At 64.0% G+C, this 17,495-nt stretch carries 11 protein-coding genes and 1 tRNA gene; 8 read left to right on the plus strand and 4 right to left on the minus strand.

Annotated elements, in window-relative coordinates; all coding sequences use genetic code 11:
• Nucleotides 1–113: 113 nt before the first annotated feature.
• The 5 genes from EOA23_RS05280 (at nt 114) to EOA23_RS05300 (ending at nt 5,610) form a co-directional block, all read left to right on the plus strand.
• A complete protein-coding gene (locus tag EOA23_RS05280; RefSeq protein ID WP_127303128.1) occupies nt 114–1,064 on the plus strand; it encodes a DMT family transporter in 951 nt (316 codons plus the stop codon).
• A 442-nt stretch (nt 1,065–1,506) separates the two neighbouring features.
• Nucleotides 1,507–2,604 carry a polyamine ABC transporter substrate-binding protein gene (locus tag EOA23_RS05285; protein ID WP_126062507.1) on the plus strand — a complete coding sequence of 366 codons (1,098 nt, stop codon included), beginning with the start codon at nt 1,507–1,509 and terminating at the stop codon, nt 2,602–2,604.
• A 79-nt stretch (nt 2,605–2,683) separates the two neighbouring features.
• Nucleotides 2,684–3,823, plus strand: a complete 1,140-nt coding sequence (locus EOA23_RS05290; protein ID WP_127303129.1) for an ABC transporter ATP-binding protein — start codon at nt 2,684–2,686, stop codon at nt 3,821–3,823.
• Between the two features lie 9 nt (nt 3,824–3,832).
• Complete coding sequence (locus tag EOA23_RS05295; protein ID WP_127303130.1) at nt 3,833–4,795, plus strand: ABC transporter permease subunit; 963 nt, start codon at nt 3,833–3,835, stop codon at nt 4,793–4,795.
• A complete protein-coding gene (locus tag EOA23_RS05300) occupies nt 4,792–5,610 on the plus strand; it encodes an ABC transporter permease subunit (RefSeq protein WP_042640957.1) in 819 nt (272 codons plus the stop codon). The genes EOA23_RS05295 and EOA23_RS05300 overlap by 4 nt, the downstream gene beginning before the upstream one ends.
• Before the next feature lie 33 nt (nt 5,611–5,643).
• Here the strand turns inward: EOA23_RS05300 and EOA23_RS05305 are convergent, their stop codons facing one another.
• Nucleotides 5,644–7,524 carry an AsmA family protein gene (locus tag EOA23_RS05305; RefSeq protein ID WP_127303131.1) on the minus strand — a complete coding sequence of 627 codons (1,881 nt, stop codon included), beginning with the start codon at nt 7,522–7,524 and terminating at the stop codon, nt 5,644–5,646.
• 265 nt (nt 7,525–7,789) lie between these two features.
• Between EOA23_RS05305 and EOA23_RS05310 the strand changes: the two genes are divergently transcribed.
• A complete protein-coding gene (locus EOA23_RS05310) occupies nt 7,790–9,748 on the plus strand; it encodes an acetoacetate--CoA ligase (RefSeq protein ID WP_127303132.1) in 1,959 nt (652 codons plus the stop codon).
• Between the two features lie 249 nt (nt 9,749–9,997).
• Here the strand turns inward: EOA23_RS05310 and EOA23_RS05315 are convergent, their stop codons facing one another.
• On the minus strand, nt 9,998–13,999 hold the full coding sequence (locus tag EOA23_RS05315; protein WP_127303133.1) for a PAS domain S-box protein: 4,002 nt from the start codon (nt 13,997–13,999) through the stop codon (nt 9,998–10,000).
• A 270-nt stretch (nt 14,000–14,269) separates the two neighbouring features.
• Between EOA23_RS05315 and EOA23_RS05320 the strand changes: the two genes are divergently transcribed.
• The gene (locus EOA23_RS05320; protein WP_126062501.1) at nt 14,270–14,737 is read left to right on the plus strand and encodes a phasin; all 468 of its coding nucleotides are present in this window, start codon (nt 14,270–14,272) and stop codon (nt 14,735–14,737) included.
• A gap of 334 nt (nt 14,738–15,071) precedes the next feature.
• Nucleotides 15,072–15,148 (plus strand) — tRNA-His (locus EOA23_RS05325).
• A gap of 303 nt (nt 15,149–15,451) precedes the next feature.
• Here the strand turns inward: EOA23_RS05325 and EOA23_RS05330 are convergent.
• Together EOA23_RS05330 and EOA23_RS05335 are read right to left on the minus strand one after the other, a co-directional pair.
• Nucleotides 15,452–16,267, minus strand: coding sequence for an alpha/beta hydrolase (locus tag EOA23_RS05330; protein WP_127303134.1), 816 nt, complete (start codon nt 16,265–16,267; stop codon nt 15,452–15,454).
• Between the two features lie 8 nt (nt 16,268–16,275).
• Nucleotides 16,276–17,495: NAD-dependent succinate-semialdehyde dehydrogenase (locus tag EOA23_RS05335; protein WP_145966401.1), on the minus strand; the 1,220-nt coding region annotated here is incomplete at its 5' end.

The raw sequence follows: 17,495 nt of genomic DNA on the forward strand, positions 1-17,495 counted from the left end.
CCGGCTTTCTGCTTTGCGCTACGCGATTGAGACACAGTCCTGTCGTTTGAGACGCAGAGTTCCTGTTGTCTTTGGTGCACCATAGCGCACATAACTCGCTGACACTCATGTCCATGACCGATACCGCATCGCCTCGCGTCGCCCTGCCAGACGTCTCGCCGCGCGAGGAGCGGATCGGCATGCTGCTGGTCTTCCTCTGGGCGCTGATGTGGAGTTTTGGCGGCACCATCGCCCGCTTCATCCATATCAATGACAGCTGGACCGTGGTGTTTTGGCGCTCGCTCTGGGCGGTGGCCTTCCTCGTCGCGTTCATGCTCTGGCGCGACGGTTGGCGCGGCACGTTGAAGCTGTTCCGCGATATGGGGTTGCCCGGGCTTGGCGTCGCCCTTTGCTTCGCCACCGCATCCACTAGCTTCGTCGTGGCGCTCGCCTACACCACGGTCGCCAATATCCTTCTGATGCAGGCTGGCGTGCCGCTGCTGGCGGCGCTCCTTGCGTGGCTTTTGTTTCGCGAGCGTGTCAGGCCGGCGACCTGGGTCGCGATTGCCGCGGTCATCGCCGGGGTCGCGATCATGGTCTCCGAATCCCTCGGCGGCGCCGTCTCGCCGATCGGCGACGGCCTTGCGCTGCTGATCGCGGTGATGTTTTCCGTGGCGACTGTGATTACCCGGCGTTTTGCCCATGTGCGCATGGTGCCGGCCAATTGCCTCGCGGCGTTGCTTGCTTGTGCGTTCGCGGCATCCCAGGCCTCGCAGTTTGCGGTGTCCGCACGCGACATGGGCTTTCTCTTCGCCTTCGGCGTCGTCAATCTCGGCGTCGGCCTCGCCTTTTTTGCCATGGGCGCCCGGCTGGTGCCGGCGGCGATCGCGGCGCTGCTCGGCACCTTCGAGCCGATTCTCGGGCCGATCTGGGTCTGGCTCGTCCATTCCGAGGTGCCGTCGGTGCGCACCATCATCGGCGGCACGGTCGTGGTCACTGCGCTGCTCGTCCATATCGGCCTGGAGTTCAAACGTCAGGCGCGGCCGGCACGTCCCGGCATCACCGGCCTGCCGTCACCCAATTGACCAATGCATGTCGCGCAGAAGTGTGCAGCGGTTTTGAGAGAACGACATGCATCAAAACCAAGACTTAAAACGCGTCGCCTGAATCCCTCTCGGCGCGACGCGCTTTAGGCAGCCTTCCCCATTGACAACCCCGCTGCCGGGCGGGCAGGCTGCGATCACGGCAACAACAAGACAGGCGTATCTTGCCAAGTGTCTCTGCCGGCCTGACCAGGGCCGGATCACATCGTCGTATCTCTGCCCACGCCACGGCAAACGCCGCTGACGCCGCCCGGGTACCTTACAGGGGTACCCTGCGGGAGGTCTTTGACCACCGACCGGCAACCCGGCGCAGCGCCGACAGGTCGCGCTTGTTGCCCTCCGGAAAGCCCAATAGTCTGAAATCAATGCCGCGCCGCCATATCGCGACGAGCCGGCAAGGGAACACTCACCAAAGGAGAACATCATGATCCGTAAAGCGCTCTGGCTTTCGGCGACGTCGGTATTTCTGACGCTTTTCACTGCGGGCGGCCATGCCGAGGACCGCGTTGTCAACGTCTACAACTGGTCGGACTATATCGACAGCTCGATCATCGACGACTTCACCAAGAAGACCGGCATCAAGGTCGTCTACGACACCTTCGATTCCAACGAGATCCTCGAAACGAAGCTGCTGGCCGGCGGCAGCGGCTACGACGTCGTCGTGCCGAGCGCGAACTTCCTGGCGCGCCAGATCCAGGCGGGCGTGTTCCAGAAGCTCGACAAGTCGAAGCTGCCGAACATCTCCAACATGTGGGACGTCATCTCCGAGCGCACCGCCAAATACGATCCGGGCAACGAATATTCGGTCAACTACATGTGGGGCACCGTCGGCCTCGGCTATAACGTCAAGAAGGTGACGGCCGCGCTCGGCACCGACAAGATCGACAGCTGGGATGTTTTCTTCAATCCGGACAAGCTGGCCAAGCTGAAGGATTGCGGCGTCTATGTGCTGGATTCTCCCGCCGACATCATTCCGGCGGCGCTGAAATATCTCGGCCTCGATCCCAACAGCACCTCGCCGGATGACATTGCCAAGGCCGAGGAAGCGTTGCTCAAGGTCCGCCCCTACATCCGCAAGTTCCATTCGTCCGAATACATCAACGCCTTGGCCAATGGCGACATCTGCCTGGCGATCGGCTGGTCGGGCGACGTCTTCCAGGCGCGCAACCGCGCCGAGGAAGCCAAGCAGGGCGTCGAGATCGGCTATTCGGTGCCGAAGGAAGGCGCCCAGATGTGGTTCGATCAGATGGCGATCCCGGCGGACGCGCCGCATGTCGCCGAAGCGCTCGAGTTCATCAACTACATGATGACTCCCGAAGTCATCGCCAAGTCGTCGAACTACGTGCTCTACGCCAACGGCAACAAGGCTTCGCAGCAGTTCATCGACAAGGCGATCTTGGAAGATACTTCGGTCTATCCAGATGCCGAGACGATCAAGAAGCTCTATACCGTTAAGCCATATGATCCAAAGACACAGCGCGTCATCACGCGCACCTGGACCAAGATCGTCACCGGTCAGTAGGCATTGAGACACGACCCCGGCAGCCAACTGCCGGGGTCGCTTTCTTTTGGGGAAATCAAAAAGTAACGGAGTGGGGATCATGAAATCGCTTGGCAGCATCCGCAGGGATTTCGCGCCATGGAACGACCCGAACGCCAAGCCATATATCCAGTTCGACAAGGTCACCAAGAAGTTCGGTGAATTCACCGCCGTCAACAATCTGTCGCTGACCATCTTCGAGCGCGAATTCTTCGCGCTGCTCGGCGCGTCCGGTTGCGGCAAGTCGACCCTGCTCAGGATGCTCGCCGGCTTCGAGGAGCCGACGGCGGGCCGCATCCTGCTTGATGGGCAGGACCTGCGCGGCATCCCGCCCTACAAGCGGCCGGTCAACATGATGTTCCAGTCCTACGCGCTGTTCCCGCATATGACGGTGGAGAAGAACATCGCCTTCGGCCTCAAGCAGGAAGGCATGCCGGGACCCGATATCGAAAAGCGCGTCGCCGAGATGCTGAAGCTGGTCAAGCTCGAGCAGTTCGCCAAGCGCAAGCCGCACCAGCTCTCGGGCGGCCAGCGCCAGCGCGTGGCGCTGGCCCGCTCGGTCGCCAAGCGGCCGAAGGTTCTGCTGCTTGACGAACCTCTCGGCGCGCTCGACAAGAAGCTGCGCGAGGAAACGCAGTTCGAGCTGATGGACCTGCAGCAGGAGCTCGGCCTCACCTTCGTCGTCGTCACCCACGACCAGGAAGAAGCCATGACCATGGCGGATCGCATCGCCATCATGGACAAGGGCGAGGTCATGCAGGTCGCCACGCCGGCCGAGATATATGAGGCGCCGACCTCGCGTTTCGTGGCGCATTTCGTCGGCAACGTGAACATGTTCGAGGGCAAGGTTGCCGAGCATACGGCAAACGCGACGCGCATCACCGGCGCGACCGGGGCTGAGATCGTCGTCGACAATGGCGGCAAAGCCGCTGCCGGCTCCGACATCGTCTTCGCGATCCGGCCGGAAAAGATCAAGGTCTCCTCGAAGAAGCCCGCTGATGCCGTCAATGCGCTGGAAGGCGAGGTCTATGACGTCGCCTATCTCGGCGACATGACCGTCTATCACATCAAGCTCGATGACGGGCAGATCGTGCGGGCGAGCGCGCTGAACGCCTCGCGCGTCACCGAGGATCCGCTGACCTGGAACGACCGCGCCTGGGTCTCCTTCCGGCCTGATGCCGGCGTCGTGTTGACCAGGTAGGAGGCTGAGATGACCGATATCGCAGCGACTGCCGCCCCACCGACGGAAACCGCAACAATGCCGGCGAGGCTGGCGAAAGGCTTCGTCAACCGCCTCGTCATCATCATCCCCTATCTCTGGCTGCTGTTCTTCTTCCTCATTCCGTTCATCATCGTCTTCAAGATATCGCTGTCGCAGACGGCGATCTCGATGCCACCCTATACGCCGGTGCTAGACTTCAGCGACGGCATCTCGGGATTCCTCGCCGGCTTCCGCGAGCTCAACTTCGACAACTACACCTGGCTCACCCAGGATGCGCTCTATTTCAACGCCTATGTGACGAGCCTGATCATCGCGGCGATCTCGACGATGCTCACCCTGATCGTCGGCTATCCGATCGCCTATGGCATGGCACGAGCCCCGGCGACGATCCGTCCGACCTTGCTGATGCTGGTGATCCTGCCCTTCTGGACCTCCTTCCTGATCCGCGTCTACGCCTGGATCGGCATCCTCAAGCCCGAAGGGCTGCTCAATCAGTTGCTGATGTCGCTGCACATCATCAGCCAGCCGCTGGTGATCTTGAACACCTACACGGCGATCTTCATCGGCATCGTCTATTCCTACCTGCCCTTCATGGTGCTGCCGCTCTATTCGTCGCTTGAGAAGATGGACTATTCGCTGGTCGAGGCCGCGGAGGATCTTGGCTGTCCGCCGATCGGCGCCTTCTGGAAGATTACCTTCCCGCTGTCGCTGCCCGGCGTCGTCGCCGGCTGCCTGCTGGTGTTCATCCCGGCCGTCGGCGAGTTCGTCATTCCCGACCTTCTCGGCGGCTCGCAGACGCTGATGATCGGCAAGACGCTCTGGAACGAATTCTTCTCCAACCGCGACTGGCCGGTCTCCTCGGCGGTGGCCGTCATCCTGCTTCTGGTTCTGACCATCCCGATCATGTTCTTCCAGCAGGCGCAGGCAAAGGCACAGGAGCAGGGCAGATGAACTCGACCTGGAGCCGCTTCAACATCACCTCGATCGTGCTGGGCTTTGCCTTCCTCTATCTGCCGATCGTGCTTTTGATCGTCTTTTCCTTCAACGAGTCCAAGCTCGTCACCGTCTGGGGCGGCTTCTCGACCAAATGGTACGTGTCGCTGTTCCACAATCAGGGCCTGATGGACGCCACCTGGGTGACGGCGCGCGTCGGCGTCATCTCGGCGACGGTGGCGACGGTGCTCGGCACGCTCGCCGCCATCACGCTGACGCGCTACACGCGCTTCAGAGGGCGGGTGCTGTTCTCGGGCATGGTCTTCGCGCCGCTGGTCATGCCGGAGGTCATCACGGGCCTGTCGCTGCTCTTGCTCTTCGTCGCCGTCGGGCTCGACCGCGGCTTCTTCACGGTCACGCTCGCGCATATCACCTTCACCATGTGCTTCGTCGCCGTCGTCGTGCAGTCGCGGCTGGTCTCGTTCGATCGCTCGCTGGAGGAGGCGGCGATGGATCTCGGCGCGCCGCCGGTGAAGACCTTCTTCCAGATCACCTTGCCCGTCATCCTGCCGGCCATCATCTCCGGCTGGATGCTGGCTTTCACGCTCTCGCTCGACGATCTGGTCATCGCGAGCTTCTCCTCGGGTCCGGGCGCCACCACGCTGCCGATGAAGATCTACAGCCAGGTGCGTCTCGGCGTGACGCCGGAAATCAACGCTGCCTGCACCATCCTGATCGCGGTCGTGGCTGTCGGCGTCATCATCGCCTCGATCGCCAACAAGCGCCGTGAGATCCAGCGCCAGCTCGACGAGCAGGCCGCGCAACGCGGTTGAGCAGTTGGGTTCGGGGACGCTTTGGGCCGTGCCTTACTGGCCCGAAACGCCGGGAGCGATCGGCGAGATGAACGGCGCGCTCCAGTTGCCGCCGACGAAGAACAGCGACTGGTTCAGCTGAGCGGGAGGCGGACTGGCTGCCTGACCGTTGGCCTGCTGGGGCTGCTGTGCCGGCTGTCCGCTGGGCACCACGCCGCCCGAGAGCGCCAGCCCGCGTCCGGCATAGGAGGCAATACCCGACAGCCAGATCTTGTATTTCTGCGCATTGATCTCGGCCTTGTCGAGTCGCGCCACGCCCTTGGAGATGCTTGCCTTGATCTCGGCGCCATCGATCGGCAGCGAACCTTTGGAGACGTCGTCGAGCGCGAAGAAGCCGCCTTGCTGGTTGCGCTTCAGGAAGGCCGGCAAGTCGAGCCCGTTGAGCGTGCCCGGCCCGAAAGTCGCCGAGAACGATCCGTCGGCATTCTCGAAAATCGAGTTCCAGGCCTTGCCGGGTCCCTTGAGGATGACCGACACCGTGCCGGTGCCGGCGGGCGTAAGCCGCGTCATTCCCGCCGCCGTGGCGAAGGCTCCCGTATCCACATCCGACGCCAGGAGCCGCAGCTCCACCTGCGTGCCTTCCGGCTTGCGGTCGAAGCGCAGGCTGCTCTGGATGGTGCCGTTGAAGGCCGACGCGTCGGATATGTCGAAGACGGCAAGGCCGTTCTTGACCTGCGCGGTAGCGGCGACGTCGGCCAGCTGCACCGGTCCCGCCATGGCATGCGCCGCCGATAGCCTGAGGTCGAGGTTGATACGGTCGGCGAAGCTGGTGTCGATGTCTCCTGGGCCGGCCTCGCCGGCGGGCGCGACGGGCATGAAGGCCGACAGAAAAGATCTCAGATCCAGCGTATCGAAGGCGAGCGTGCCGGCGATCACCGGGCGCCCTTCGGCGAAGGAGAAATCCAGCGCTCCCATGCCCGGATTGTTGTTCAGGGTGACGGTCGTGTTCTCGAATTTCGCGCGCCCCGCCGAGGCGTTCACCTTGCTGGTGACCGAGACCGCACCGATCGCGGCCCCCGGCGCGAGGCCGGCTTGCGTCCACTCCAGCACGCGCCGCAGCGACGGGGCGGCGAACTTGGCCTGGCCGTCCAGATAGGCATTTTCCGACATCGAGGCCGTTCCGTCGAAGGAGAATGTCGCTGGTGCCGCCTTGAAGGAGAGGGTGACGGGCGCCGCGCCTCCGGCAAACAGCACCAGCGGTTTCGCCGAGGAGAAATCGAGCTGCACGGTCTCGCCGCGCCAGATTCCGGTCGCGGTCAGCGATGCATCGCTGTTCATCGCCTCCCAGTTCACCTGGCCGCTCAGGCTGCTCAGGATTTCGGTGTCCTTGCCATCGGCCGTCGTCACGACGCGGCCATCGCGGAACTCGACCGTGCCGAACGGATCGGAAGGCAATCTGCCGAGGTCTGGCTTCTGTGGGTTGGCAGCGACCACACCGCGCGCGGTATCGATCGAGCGCGTGATGCGCCCGCCGGTCGGAAAGGGTGGCAGATAGAAGCCGCTCGCCATGCGCTGCACCCTGATCGTCGGGCGCACCAGCCTTGCGGTCGAGAAGGCGACGTCGCCTTGCAGGGCGGCCATGGCCGAGAGATCGACTTCCACGCGATCGGCCTCGACCACCGGCGGCGCGTCGGTCTCTGTCCATTGCGACAGGGTCACGTCGCTGAGAACGGCCCGGAACTTCGGCCACACCTCGATGCGCGGCGAGCCGTCGATCGTGACCCTGAAGCCGCTCCAGGCGCTCAATTCCCAGGCGATGCGGTCGCGCACGATGCGGGTCGAGGCAATCAGCGGCAACGCCGCGACCGCGAGCGCGATGACGAGCACGGCAACGCCGATCGCCCACACCCCGCGCCGGATCAAAGATGATGGCATTTCGCCCCGTATGCTTCTATTGCCGACAAATCGCCCGACGGGTGTAACCGAGCGCCGACGCTTTTCAAGTCTTTATGGCCTTGCGATGGCATTTGCGCAGCGACAGCCATGAGTCGCGCGAACAAAATCTTGCTCTGCTGCGCTGCAATATGCATAAGCGAACCGTACGACCCCGGTCCACGGTTGCGCGCCGTTTTTGGAACGATGGCATAGGCGATGTTGAGCTTAACTGGCTCGTTCGCGACGCGCTTTGGGAGGAGCGATCATGGCCGCCGACACACCTTTGTGGACCCCGACGCAGGAGCGGATCGACGCAGCGCCGTTAACCGCGTTCATGAAGGCCGCGGCAGCGAAGGCCGGGGAGGCTTTCTCCAGCTATGCGGACCTTCACCGCTGGTCGACCGAGGATCGCGAAGCTTTCTGGAGCCTGGTCTGGGATTTCTGCGGGCTTGTCGGCGACAAAGGCGAGCGGGGCCTCATCGACGGCGAGCGGATGCCCGGCGCGGCTTTCTTTCCTGACGCCAAGTTGAACTTCGCCGAGAACCTTTTGCAGAAGACCGGCGGCGGCGAGGCCATCGTCTTTCGCGGCGAGGACAAGGTCGAGCGCCGGCTCTCCTGGAACGAGCTTCACGCTCTGACCTCGCGGCTGCAGCAGCTTTTCCTGTCGCTCGGCGTCAAGGCCGGCGACCGCATCGCCGCCATGATGCCGAACATGCCCGAGACGATCGCGGCGATGCTGGCGGCGAGCTCGATCGGCGCGGTCTGGTCGTCCTGCTCTCCCGATTTCGGCGAGCAGGGCGTGCTCGACCGCTTCGGCCAGATCGAACCGGTCGTGTTCATCGCGCCGGACGGCTATTGGTACAACGGCAAGGCGATCGAGGTGGCCGACAAGATCCGCGCCGTGGCGGCCAAGCTCACCACGCTGCGCAAGGTGCTGATCGTCGATTATCTAGGCACCTCGGCCGACGTCGCCGCCACCATCGACGGGGCGACGGCGCTCGAAGAAGCGCTCTCGCCATTCGCCGCCAGGACGGTCAGCTTCGAGCGGCTGCCTTTCGCGCATCCGCTCTACATCCTGTTTTCCTCGGGCACGACCGGCATCCCGAAATGCATCGTGCACTCGGCCGGCGGCACGCTGATCCAGCACGTCAAGGAGCACCGTTTGCACGCGGGCCTGCTCGACGGCGATCGCCTGTTCTATTTCACCACCTGCGGCTGGATGATGTGGAACTGGCTGGTCTCGGGTCTCGCCTCGGGCGCTTCGCTTTTGCTCTATGACGGCTCGCCTTTCTACCCCGACGGCAATGTGCTGTTCGATTTCGCCGACGCCGAGAAGATGACCTATTTCGGCACCTCGGCGAAGTTCATCGATTCCGTTCGCAAGGCAGGGCTCAAGCCGATCGCGAGCCACGATCTGTCCAGCGTGCGCACGATCTCCTCCACCGGCTCGCCGCTGTCGCCGGAGGATTTCCGCTTCGTCTATGACGGCATCAAGAAGGACGTGCATCTGGCCTCGATCTCGGGTGGCACCGACATCGTGTCCTGTTTCGTGCTCGGCGTTCCCACCGAGCCTGTCTGGACCGGGGAAATCCAGGGACCTGGTCTCGGCCTGGCGGTCGATGTCTGGGACGACGACGGCAAGCCTGTCCGGCAGGAGAAGGGCGAGCTTGTCTGCACGAAAGCCTTCCCTTCGATGCCGATCGGCTTCTGGAATGACCCCGAGGGCAAGAAGTATCACGCCGCTTATTTCGAGCGCTTCGACAATGTCTGGTGCCATGGCGATTTCGCCGAATGGACGGCGCATGGCGGCATGATCATCCACGGCCGTTCGGATGCGACGCTCAATCCGGGCGGGGTCCGGATCGGCACGGCCGAGATCTACAACCAGGTCGAACAGATGCCGGAAATCCTCGAGGCGCTCTGCATTGGCCAGGATTTCGACAATGATGTCCGTGTCGTGCTGTTCGTGCGGCTGGCCGCCGGCGTTGGCCTGGACGAGGATCTGGAAAAGCGCATCCGCGCCAGGATCCGCACCGGCGCCAGCCCGCGTCACGTGCCGGCCAGGATCGTCGCTGTCGCCGACATCCCGCGCACCAAGTCCGGCAAGATCACCGAGCTCGCGGTGCGCGACGTGGTTCACGGCCGTGCCGTGAAGAACAAGGAGGCGCTGGCAAACCCGGAAGCGCTGGAGCTGTTCCGCGACCTGCCGCAGCTGGCGGGCTGACGGGTGGCATGGTTAACGAAATCGGTACGGCGAATTTACCTAGATTTCACGGGTGGTACACATTCGTAAATTTTTCCGCGGTCCGGTAAGGACTTGTTAAGGGACGACCCCGATAGTCGCGTGTAACTTGAGGGAGAAATCCCGTTCCTCGTCCCCTGAGGTTCAGCTCAAGCCCCCGTTGTGACAGCATCCCATTTCTCAAGGCGTCCTCCCGGACGCCTTTTTCTTTGGCCGGAACCGAGGACGATCTTATTCGGCGAGCACGCGGGTCGAGGGGAAGGCGACCTCGACCAGGGTTCCTTCGCCCGGCGTCGAGGTGATGGCGAAGCGGGCGCGGTTCGCTTCCACCATGGCCTTGGTGAGAGGCAGGCCGAGGCCAGTGCCGTCGCCGCGTCCGCGCTTCAGCGCATTGATCTGCTTGAACGGCTTCAGCGCCTGCTCGATCTCGGCCGGGGTCATGCCGATTCCGGTATCGCGCACGCGCATGACGACATCGCCTGAAGCTTCATAAGCGGTCGAGACGATCACCTGGCCGCCGGCTTGGGTGTAGCGGATGGCGTTGGACAGGATGTTGAGGGCGATCTGGCGCACGCTTCGCAAATCCGCCACCACTTCCGGCAGCCGCGAGGCGAAGCTGGACCGGATGATGACGCGCTCACGATTGGCCTGCGGCTGCATCATCGCCACCGTCTCGGCCAGCGTGTCGTTGAGCGACACCGCCTCGTAATCCATCTCCTGCTGGCCGGCCTCGATCTTCGAGATATCGAGCAGGTCGTTGACGAGGTCGAGCACATGATTGCCTGACCGGTTGATGTCGCGCAGGTAGTCGCGATAGCGGTCGTTGGCGATCGGACCGAATTTCTCGTCCACCATCAGCTCGGAAAAGCCGATGATGGCGTTGAGCGGCGTGCGGATCTCATGGCTGATGCGGGCCAGGAAATCCGTCTTCTGCGAGGACGCGCGCTCGGCAACCGCGCGTGCCTGGGTCAGGTCTTCCTCGGCCCGCTTCCATTGCGTGATGTCGCGCACCACGGCGCAGAAGCCGCTGTCGTTCGGCAGCCTGCCGATGGTCATGAACAGCGGGATGAAACGTCCCTGCGCCTCGCGGCCGATGACCTCGCGGCCGTCATTCAAGACACTCGCCACGCCCGGCTCCGAAAGGCCCGCGAGATAGTCGCGCGCCGCGCGCTGGCTTTCGATGGCGAACAGCGAGGCAAAGGGCTTGCCGGCGACCTCGTCGCTGTCGAAGCCGAAAAGGGCTTCCGCCGGCCGGCTGATCGAGCGGATGTTGCCGTCGCGGCCGATCAGCACGACGCCGTCCGTGGCGGTGTCGATGATGGTGCGCATCTCGGCGATGCGCGATTTCAATTCCGGCACGTCCGGCTGCAGCGCCGGCTCGTCATTGGCGGCGGTGAAATGCGCGGCATCGTCCTCGCCGGAGCGCCGCACCACCAGCATCAGCGCCTTGCCGCCCCGCCATGGCACCGAACGAAGCAGGGCTTCGATGGGAAATTCCTGGCCCTGGCGGCTCTTGAGCTTCAGCGAGTGGTCGCTTTCGTCCGCGGCGGCATCCTCGGCATAGGGATCGGCAAACAACGCGCCCAGGCCGCCCGCATCCGCGAGATCTTCCAACACATCGTAGCCGGTGAGCTCGAGGAAGGCGTCATTGGCGTAATGGAGCTCGTCACCCGAATGGATGAGCAGCGGCACCGGCAGCCTGGCGAGGATGGACGTATCGGGCGCCTTGGCTTCCTCTCCGGTCGAAAAGGCGGAGGGCACAAAGCCTGCGAGTTTCAGCGGCGGCACGTCCGGGCGTGGCCGCGCCGGCGTTACCGGTTCTTCCGCGGCCGTCGCCGCGTCGGCGTCGGAGCCGGCCCAATCCTCGCTGTCTTGCGCATCGCGGAAATCGTCGGCGGTCCTGCTGTCATCATCCGCCGTCGCATCGCGCGCCGGCTTTTCGGCGACCGGCTCGGTCGCTGGCCGTTCGACCGGCTGCCGCGCCTCGGAATCGGCACGCTCGGCCGCCTGCCGGGTGGCCGCTGCTCGGTTGTCCTCGGAAGCAGGTTCGACGCCGGCTTCTTCCCCGGATTTCTCACCATCGGCGTAGCTGAGCAGCGAGCCGGAAGCGGCCGACGTCACCGTCTTGCCGGCGTCGCCCGTCGCAGCGGCGTCATCGATACCGTCGAGCCTCGCCAGGTCTTCCTGGTCTTCCGCCTCGGTCTGTGCTTCCGCGGTCTCCGCATCGGCCTTCGCGTCGACGGTTTCCGAGGCTTCCGGCGCGGGTGCCGGCGTCGCTTCCTGCGCGGGGTTCTCGTGCGCCGACCCTTCAAGCGCCGTTGGCTGGTTTGCCTCGGCCTTCGTTGCGACGGCGGGCTCGTTCGCTGTTGCCTCGTCCTTGCCGGCAACAACCGCATCGGTCTGCTTGCCGGCTTCGGCGGCGCCCGGCTCGGCAGGCAGGGAATTGTCCTTGCGCAGCCGCTCGCCGATCTCGCGGAAGGCGCTGCGCTCGAGGATCGACAGGCTCTTCTGACTTGCGGGCGTGTCGCTCCCCGGCTGCTTGTCGCTGGTCGGCTGGCGGTGCTCGGCCAGCCTTATCACCTTGTCGGCGAAGCGCCGCTCCGGCTTCGGCACGATGCTCAGCGCCGGCACTTCGCCCTGGAACGGATCTGCGGGCTTTGGCTGTTCCGGCTGCGCCTGCTCCGCGGCTGGCTGCTCGACCGACGGCTCGCTCCCGGCAGGCGCGGCATTAGGCACCAGCGCCATGCCGAGCGCTTCGGGATCGACCACGGCGTCGGCCGCGCGCGCGACACCGAAGCCGCGAAAACCCTCGAAGGCGCGGCTGCGGCCATAGACGGGCAGCGCCGCCAGATCGACCGGTATCTTCAGATCGGTTCCGGCCACCGGCCACAGCACCGATCGGCCTGACCAGGTGTCGCGCCGCTCGAGCAGACCGGCGATCTCGCCCGAGGTGTCGAGGCCGAAGATGGTGGCGACGTCCTTGAAGCGGCGGCCGATCACATCGGCGGCGGGCTGGCCGACGATGTCTGCGAATTCGGGCGACAACGCGCTGAATTTGCCGTCGGCGTTGGTGCGCCAGACGAAGCGCAGGGGTGGCGCCGAACGGTCGATGCCGCGGGGCAGGGCTGGCTGCGACGGCATGACGGTTTCGCGCGCGGCCGTCTCGTCAGCACCCGGCCGGAGGCCTTCGGCCGCGACGGCTTGCTTCGGCTCATCCTGCGCCGGCGCTGCCGGTTGAGCCTGCCCGGCGTCATCGTCGCCGGCGTTGAAATACCAACGGTCGTGCTGGCCGGCGCCGGCGTCCTGTTGGCTGGGCTCGGCGGCATTCACGTGATGATTGGTCCGGCTTCCAGCGTCAGTCTGTGCATCGCCTTCAGAGGGCTCCGGGACCAGCTCGGCCTGTTCGCCAGCCGTCACGGCCGGCGCGGGGCTGTTGTCCTGGACCGGCCGGGGTTCGGGCTCGACGGCCAGGCTTTCACCCGACAGCGCGGCCGCAACGGTGCTTGGCGCCGCGACTTGCTCATCATCGGGCCGATGGCCGGTGGTCGGCTGTTCCCCTTGGTCGCCGTCGAGCTGGTCTTCATCGATCACCACCAGCAGATGCCGTGTGTCCGTGAGCCGCGCGAAACCGGCCGGGTAGGAAGTGCCACTGCCAGGCACAAGGCGCTTGACGACACGGTCGCCGCTGCTTGCCACATCCGCAACCAGCGCAGCCAGGGTCCGCGGCTCGATGCCGAGCGCCGCGAAGCCGTCCGAGGCCGCTTCGACGCTGCCTTGCGCGTCGACGAAGGCGATGAAATGCCCGGCCTCGGTAAAACCGCCGATGGCGCGGCCGGCGATTTCACCGGCGCTGCGTGAGCCGGTCTGCGCCGCCGGCACCGCCAGCATGATTGCCTTCTCGCCGTCCGGCATCGTTACGGCGCTGGCCAGGAAGCCCACGGCCCGGCTCACCATGCCCGTGGCCAACCTCACCGTGATGGCACGGTCGCTGCCAATCTTGGGAAAGCCGCTGGTCGCCATGATCTGCCGCCTGGCGATCAGCGGCAGCCGCGCCGATGCGCCGATGATGGCCTCGATATCCGGATAGCCGAACACCGACGCCCCCGGTCCGTTCGCCCAGATCACCTGCTCGAGGTCGGCCGACAAAATGGCCAGGGCGTCGCCAGTGGCAAAGCGCTGACGCACCGCATCGAGCACGGCGACGTCGAGGAAGGAGTAGTTTTCAGGCGGCATGCGCTGGGCAACCCTCCGGAGCGGGCATTTCAGTTAACGCTTTGTTAATAAAAGCCCGCGGTCCGAAGGTCCACAAGCCCTGGCTTGCATAGGTCGAAATCTCTGGGCTCTTGGTTAACGGCCCAGCGGCTGACGTTACGGTTGACGTGAGGGAAGATTCTATGGTGCGGTGCAACAAACATGTTGCAATGCACAAAAGAACCTCTATATTGCCACCATACATGAACGAGACGGCTTTCTGTCAAAGCCGCTATCCCGAAAGGTTGGAAAATGTCCAAGACCACCTCTAAGACCGCTGCCGAGACCATCGAAAACGTTGAATTCCCGAGCTTCGACGCTTCCAAGGCCACCGACCAGATCCGCGCCTTCGCCGAGAAGGGCGTCGAGCAGTCGAAGGAGGCCTATGCCAAGCTGAAGACCGGGGCCGAGGAGACCCAGAAGGTTCTGGAGTCGACCTACGAGACCGCCAAGGCCGTCTCCAGTGACGTTTCGCTCAAGGCCATCGCCGCGCTGCGCGCCAATGCCGAAGCCGGCTTCTCGCACCTTGAAGCCCTGGTCGGCGCCAAGACCCTTTCGGAAGTCGTCGAGCTGCAGACCGCTTTCCTGCGCAAGCGCGCCGAATTGGCCGTGGAGCAGGCCAAGGAGTTCCAGGCCGTCGCCACCAAGGCGGTCGAGGATGTCTCCAAGCCGGTCAAGAGCGCCTTCGAGAAGGCGATCAAGGACGTCAAGGCTGCCTAATTTTGGCGCACAACCCTGCGCTGCATCAAAACGTCGCATTTCGTCAGACAAATAGTTATGCGATAGAGTTGAGTAACCAGATACCCGGAAGCGGAACCTCCTCCCTCTGTTTCCGGGGTGACCAGCCAGCACCTCCTCCCGCTGGCTCGTAACAGGAAAAGGCCGGCACCTCCTCCCGCCGGCCTTTTCTTTTGCCTTATGAAAGGTGCGATGAGGACAACCCGTCCTTTGCCTTATTAAGGGCCTTGAATTAGAATCCGATAGCCCGTATTGGACGCATCGCCAACGATGGAGCGCATCCTCGGAATTTCTGGATAGCGCTCGCCTGGAATGTGCCGTTGTAGCTCAGTTGGTTAGAGCACCAGATTGTGGATCTGGGGGTCGCTGGTTCGAGCCCAGCCAACGGTACCACCGCCCTCTCGCGTAAGTAACTGATTTTTCGATTTAAATTGGAAGGTTCGATCGTAAGCTACGCATCTGCTTGCGATTTGCCTCACAAATTGTGCTCCCTATTGTGGTGCGGACGGATGGTAGGGACGAACGCGCGAAGAGCGCGCTCTGGTCGCTGCTTCCTCCTCCATCATAATGGCCTACTGCGATCGCGCACCTTTCGATCCGGATTTCGCCGTCCATGGAAGTTCTCGAGCAGGACGCGTCATAACGTTGACGGATCACGTTCGTGAAGCTCTCTTATCGCTGGAGGCGATATGGCCTTCATACGCCCAGCAGGCGAGCCAGGGATGATGCGGCCCCGGTGCCGGCGATGCCAACGTCGCGGACGCTGCTCATGTGGTTGGCCCCTGCAAGGCTCGTGCGCGAGACGGCAAGCCCTTGCCCTTCGAAACGCTCCGCAAGCGTGGCGGCCTGGCTGTGGAAGGGCGGCGTTTCCTCGGCGCCGACCGATATCTCGACCGCCACGCCCGGATCGAAGCGATGATTTATCGGCGAGAACCGCTCAACCTCGTCGTCGGTGATCGCGATCTCGGCCGCGAGAAACGACTCCTGCAACGGTCTTAGATCGTAGATACCGCCGAGCAGGAGCGCGCCTTTGATGCCTGAAGGCCGGGTGTTGTCGTCAAAGAGCATTGTCGCGAGATGCGCCCCCGCGGAATGGCCGCTTACCGTCAGGTGGTCGGGATCGCCGCCATAGCTCGCGATGTGGTCATGTATCCATTGCCTCGCGCGGCGTATTTGATCGACGATCGTCGCCATTCTCACGCTCGGCATCAGTGCGTAATCCGCGATGACGGCAATCGCTCCGGCGTTGGTGACGGTGTCCGCTACGTAGGAATAGTCGCGCTTGGAGAACATGCGCCAGTAGCCGCCATGAATGAACATGTGCACCGGCAGGCGATCGCGTTTGCCCTGCGGGAAGAACAGGTCGACGGTTTCCGTGCCGTCCGGTCCGTAAGGCACGTCGGCGGCCATCAGGACCTTGGCCCTGGTCTCGGCGCTGCGCCGGACGATCTCGGCGACGATGTCGTCGAACTCGGGGACATGGTCGCGAATACGGAATGGATCTTTCGCCATCTGTCTCATCAGATCGTCACGGCGATGTATTTCGCCTCCATGAACTCGGCGATGCCGTGTTTCTGGCCGCCCTCGCGCCCAAGCCCGCTCTGCTTGACGCCGCCGAAGGGCGCGGCAGGGTCCGACATCAGGCCGCGATTGAGCGCGATCATGCCGGACTCGATCTTCGACGCCATGCGCATGCCTTTCGCAAGATCGCGCGTGTAGATATAGGCGGCAAGGCCGTATTCGGTAGCGTTCGCCTTTGCGATGACCTCGGCCTCGTCCTCGAAGCGACTGATTGGTGCCACGGGACCGAATATCTCCTCATGGGCCATGGCGGCGTCGGCCGGCACGTCGCTCAGCACCGTGGGCGGATAGAAAAATCCTCGGCCCTCGGCGACCGCGCCGCCGCACAGAATCTTCGCGCCGCGCGCGACCGCGTCCTGGACGAGCCGGTCGATCTTGTCCACGGCCTTCCTGGTGATCATCGGCCCGCATTCGGTTTCCGAATCCGTGCCCGGGCCGATGGCGAGCGCCGCCATGCGTTTGCGCAGGCCTTCGGCGAATGCGTCATGGATGCCCGCCTGGACGTAGAGCCTGTTGGCCGCCGTGCAGGCCTCTCCGGCGTTGCGCATCTTGGCGATCATCGCGCCGTCGAGCGCCGCTTCCAGGTCGGCGTCGTCGAGCACGATGAATGGCGCATTGCCGCCAAGCTCCATCGAGCAGGAAATGACGTGTTTCGCCGCCTCGGCAAGAAGCACGCGGCCGATGCCGGTCGAGCCGGTGAAGGAGAGCTTGCGCACCCGCGCGTCGGCCAGCATGGCCGCAGTCACCGGCCCTGGATTCGAAGTGGTGATGACGTTGACGACGCCCGGCGGCACGCCGGCCTCCTCATAGAGAGCCGCAAGCGCGTAGGCCGTCAGCGGCGTCTCGCTGGCCGGCTTCAGGATGACCGTGCAGCCGGCGGCAAGCGCCGGCGCGATCTTGCGCGTGGCCATCGCCGCCGGGAAATTCCACGGCGTGATCAGAACGCAAATGCCGATGGGCTGGTAGTCGACCACGATCCGGTTCGCGCCGGACGGCGCAAGGCCGAACTCGCCGCTGATGCGAACCGCTTCCTCCGCGTTCCAGCGGAAGAACTCGGCAGCATAGGCAATTTCGCCGCGCGCGTCGCGCAGGGCCTTGCCGTTCTCCAGCGAAATCAACGCGGCCAAGGTCTCGGCACGTTCAGTCATCAGCTCGAAGC

The organism is Mesorhizobium sp. M2A.F.Ca.ET.042.01.1.1, from assembly GCF_003997405.1.
Lineage (GTDB): Bacteria > Pseudomonadota > Alphaproteobacteria > Rhizobiales > Rhizobiaceae > Mesorhizobium.

Bases quoted from the DNA above. Each gene is read 5' to 3' on its own strand.
- EOA23_RS05280 (WP_127303128.1), top strand. From the start codon at position 114: ATGACCGATACCGCATCGCCTCGCGTCGCCCTGCCAGACGTCTCGCCG.
- EOA23_RS05285 (WP_126062507.1), top strand. From the start codon at position 1,507: ATGATCCGTAAAGCGCTCTGGCTTTCGGCGACGTCGGTATTTCTGACG.
- EOA23_RS05290 (WP_127303129.1), top strand. From the start codon at position 2,684: ATGAAATCGCTTGGCAGCATCCGCAGGGATTTCGCGCCATGGAACGAC.
- EOA23_RS05295 (WP_127303130.1), top strand. From the start codon at position 3,833: ATGACCGATATCGCAGCGACTGCCGCCCCACCGACGGAAACCGCAACA.
- EOA23_RS05300 (WP_042640957.1), top strand. From the start codon at position 4,792: ATGAACTCGACCTGGAGCCGCTTCAACATCACCTCGATCGTGCTGGGC.
- EOA23_RS05305 (WP_127303131.1), bottom strand. From the start codon at position 7,524: ATGCCATCATCTTTGATCCGGCGCGGGGTGTGGGCGATCGGCGTTGCC.
- EOA23_RS05310 (WP_127303132.1), top strand. From the start codon at position 7,790: ATGGCCGCCGACACACCTTTGTGGACCCCGACGCAGGAGCGGATCGAC.
- EOA23_RS05315 (WP_127303133.1), bottom strand. From the start codon at position 13,999: ATGCCGCCTGAAAACTACTCCTTCCTCGACGTCGCCGTGCTCGATGCG.
- EOA23_RS05320 (WP_126062501.1), top strand. From the start codon at position 14,270: ATGTCCAAGACCACCTCTAAGACCGCTGCCGAGACCATCGAAAACGTT.
- EOA23_RS05330 (WP_127303134.1), bottom strand. From the start codon at position 16,267: ATGGCGAAAGATCCATTCCGTATTCGCGACCATGTCCCCGAGTTCGAC.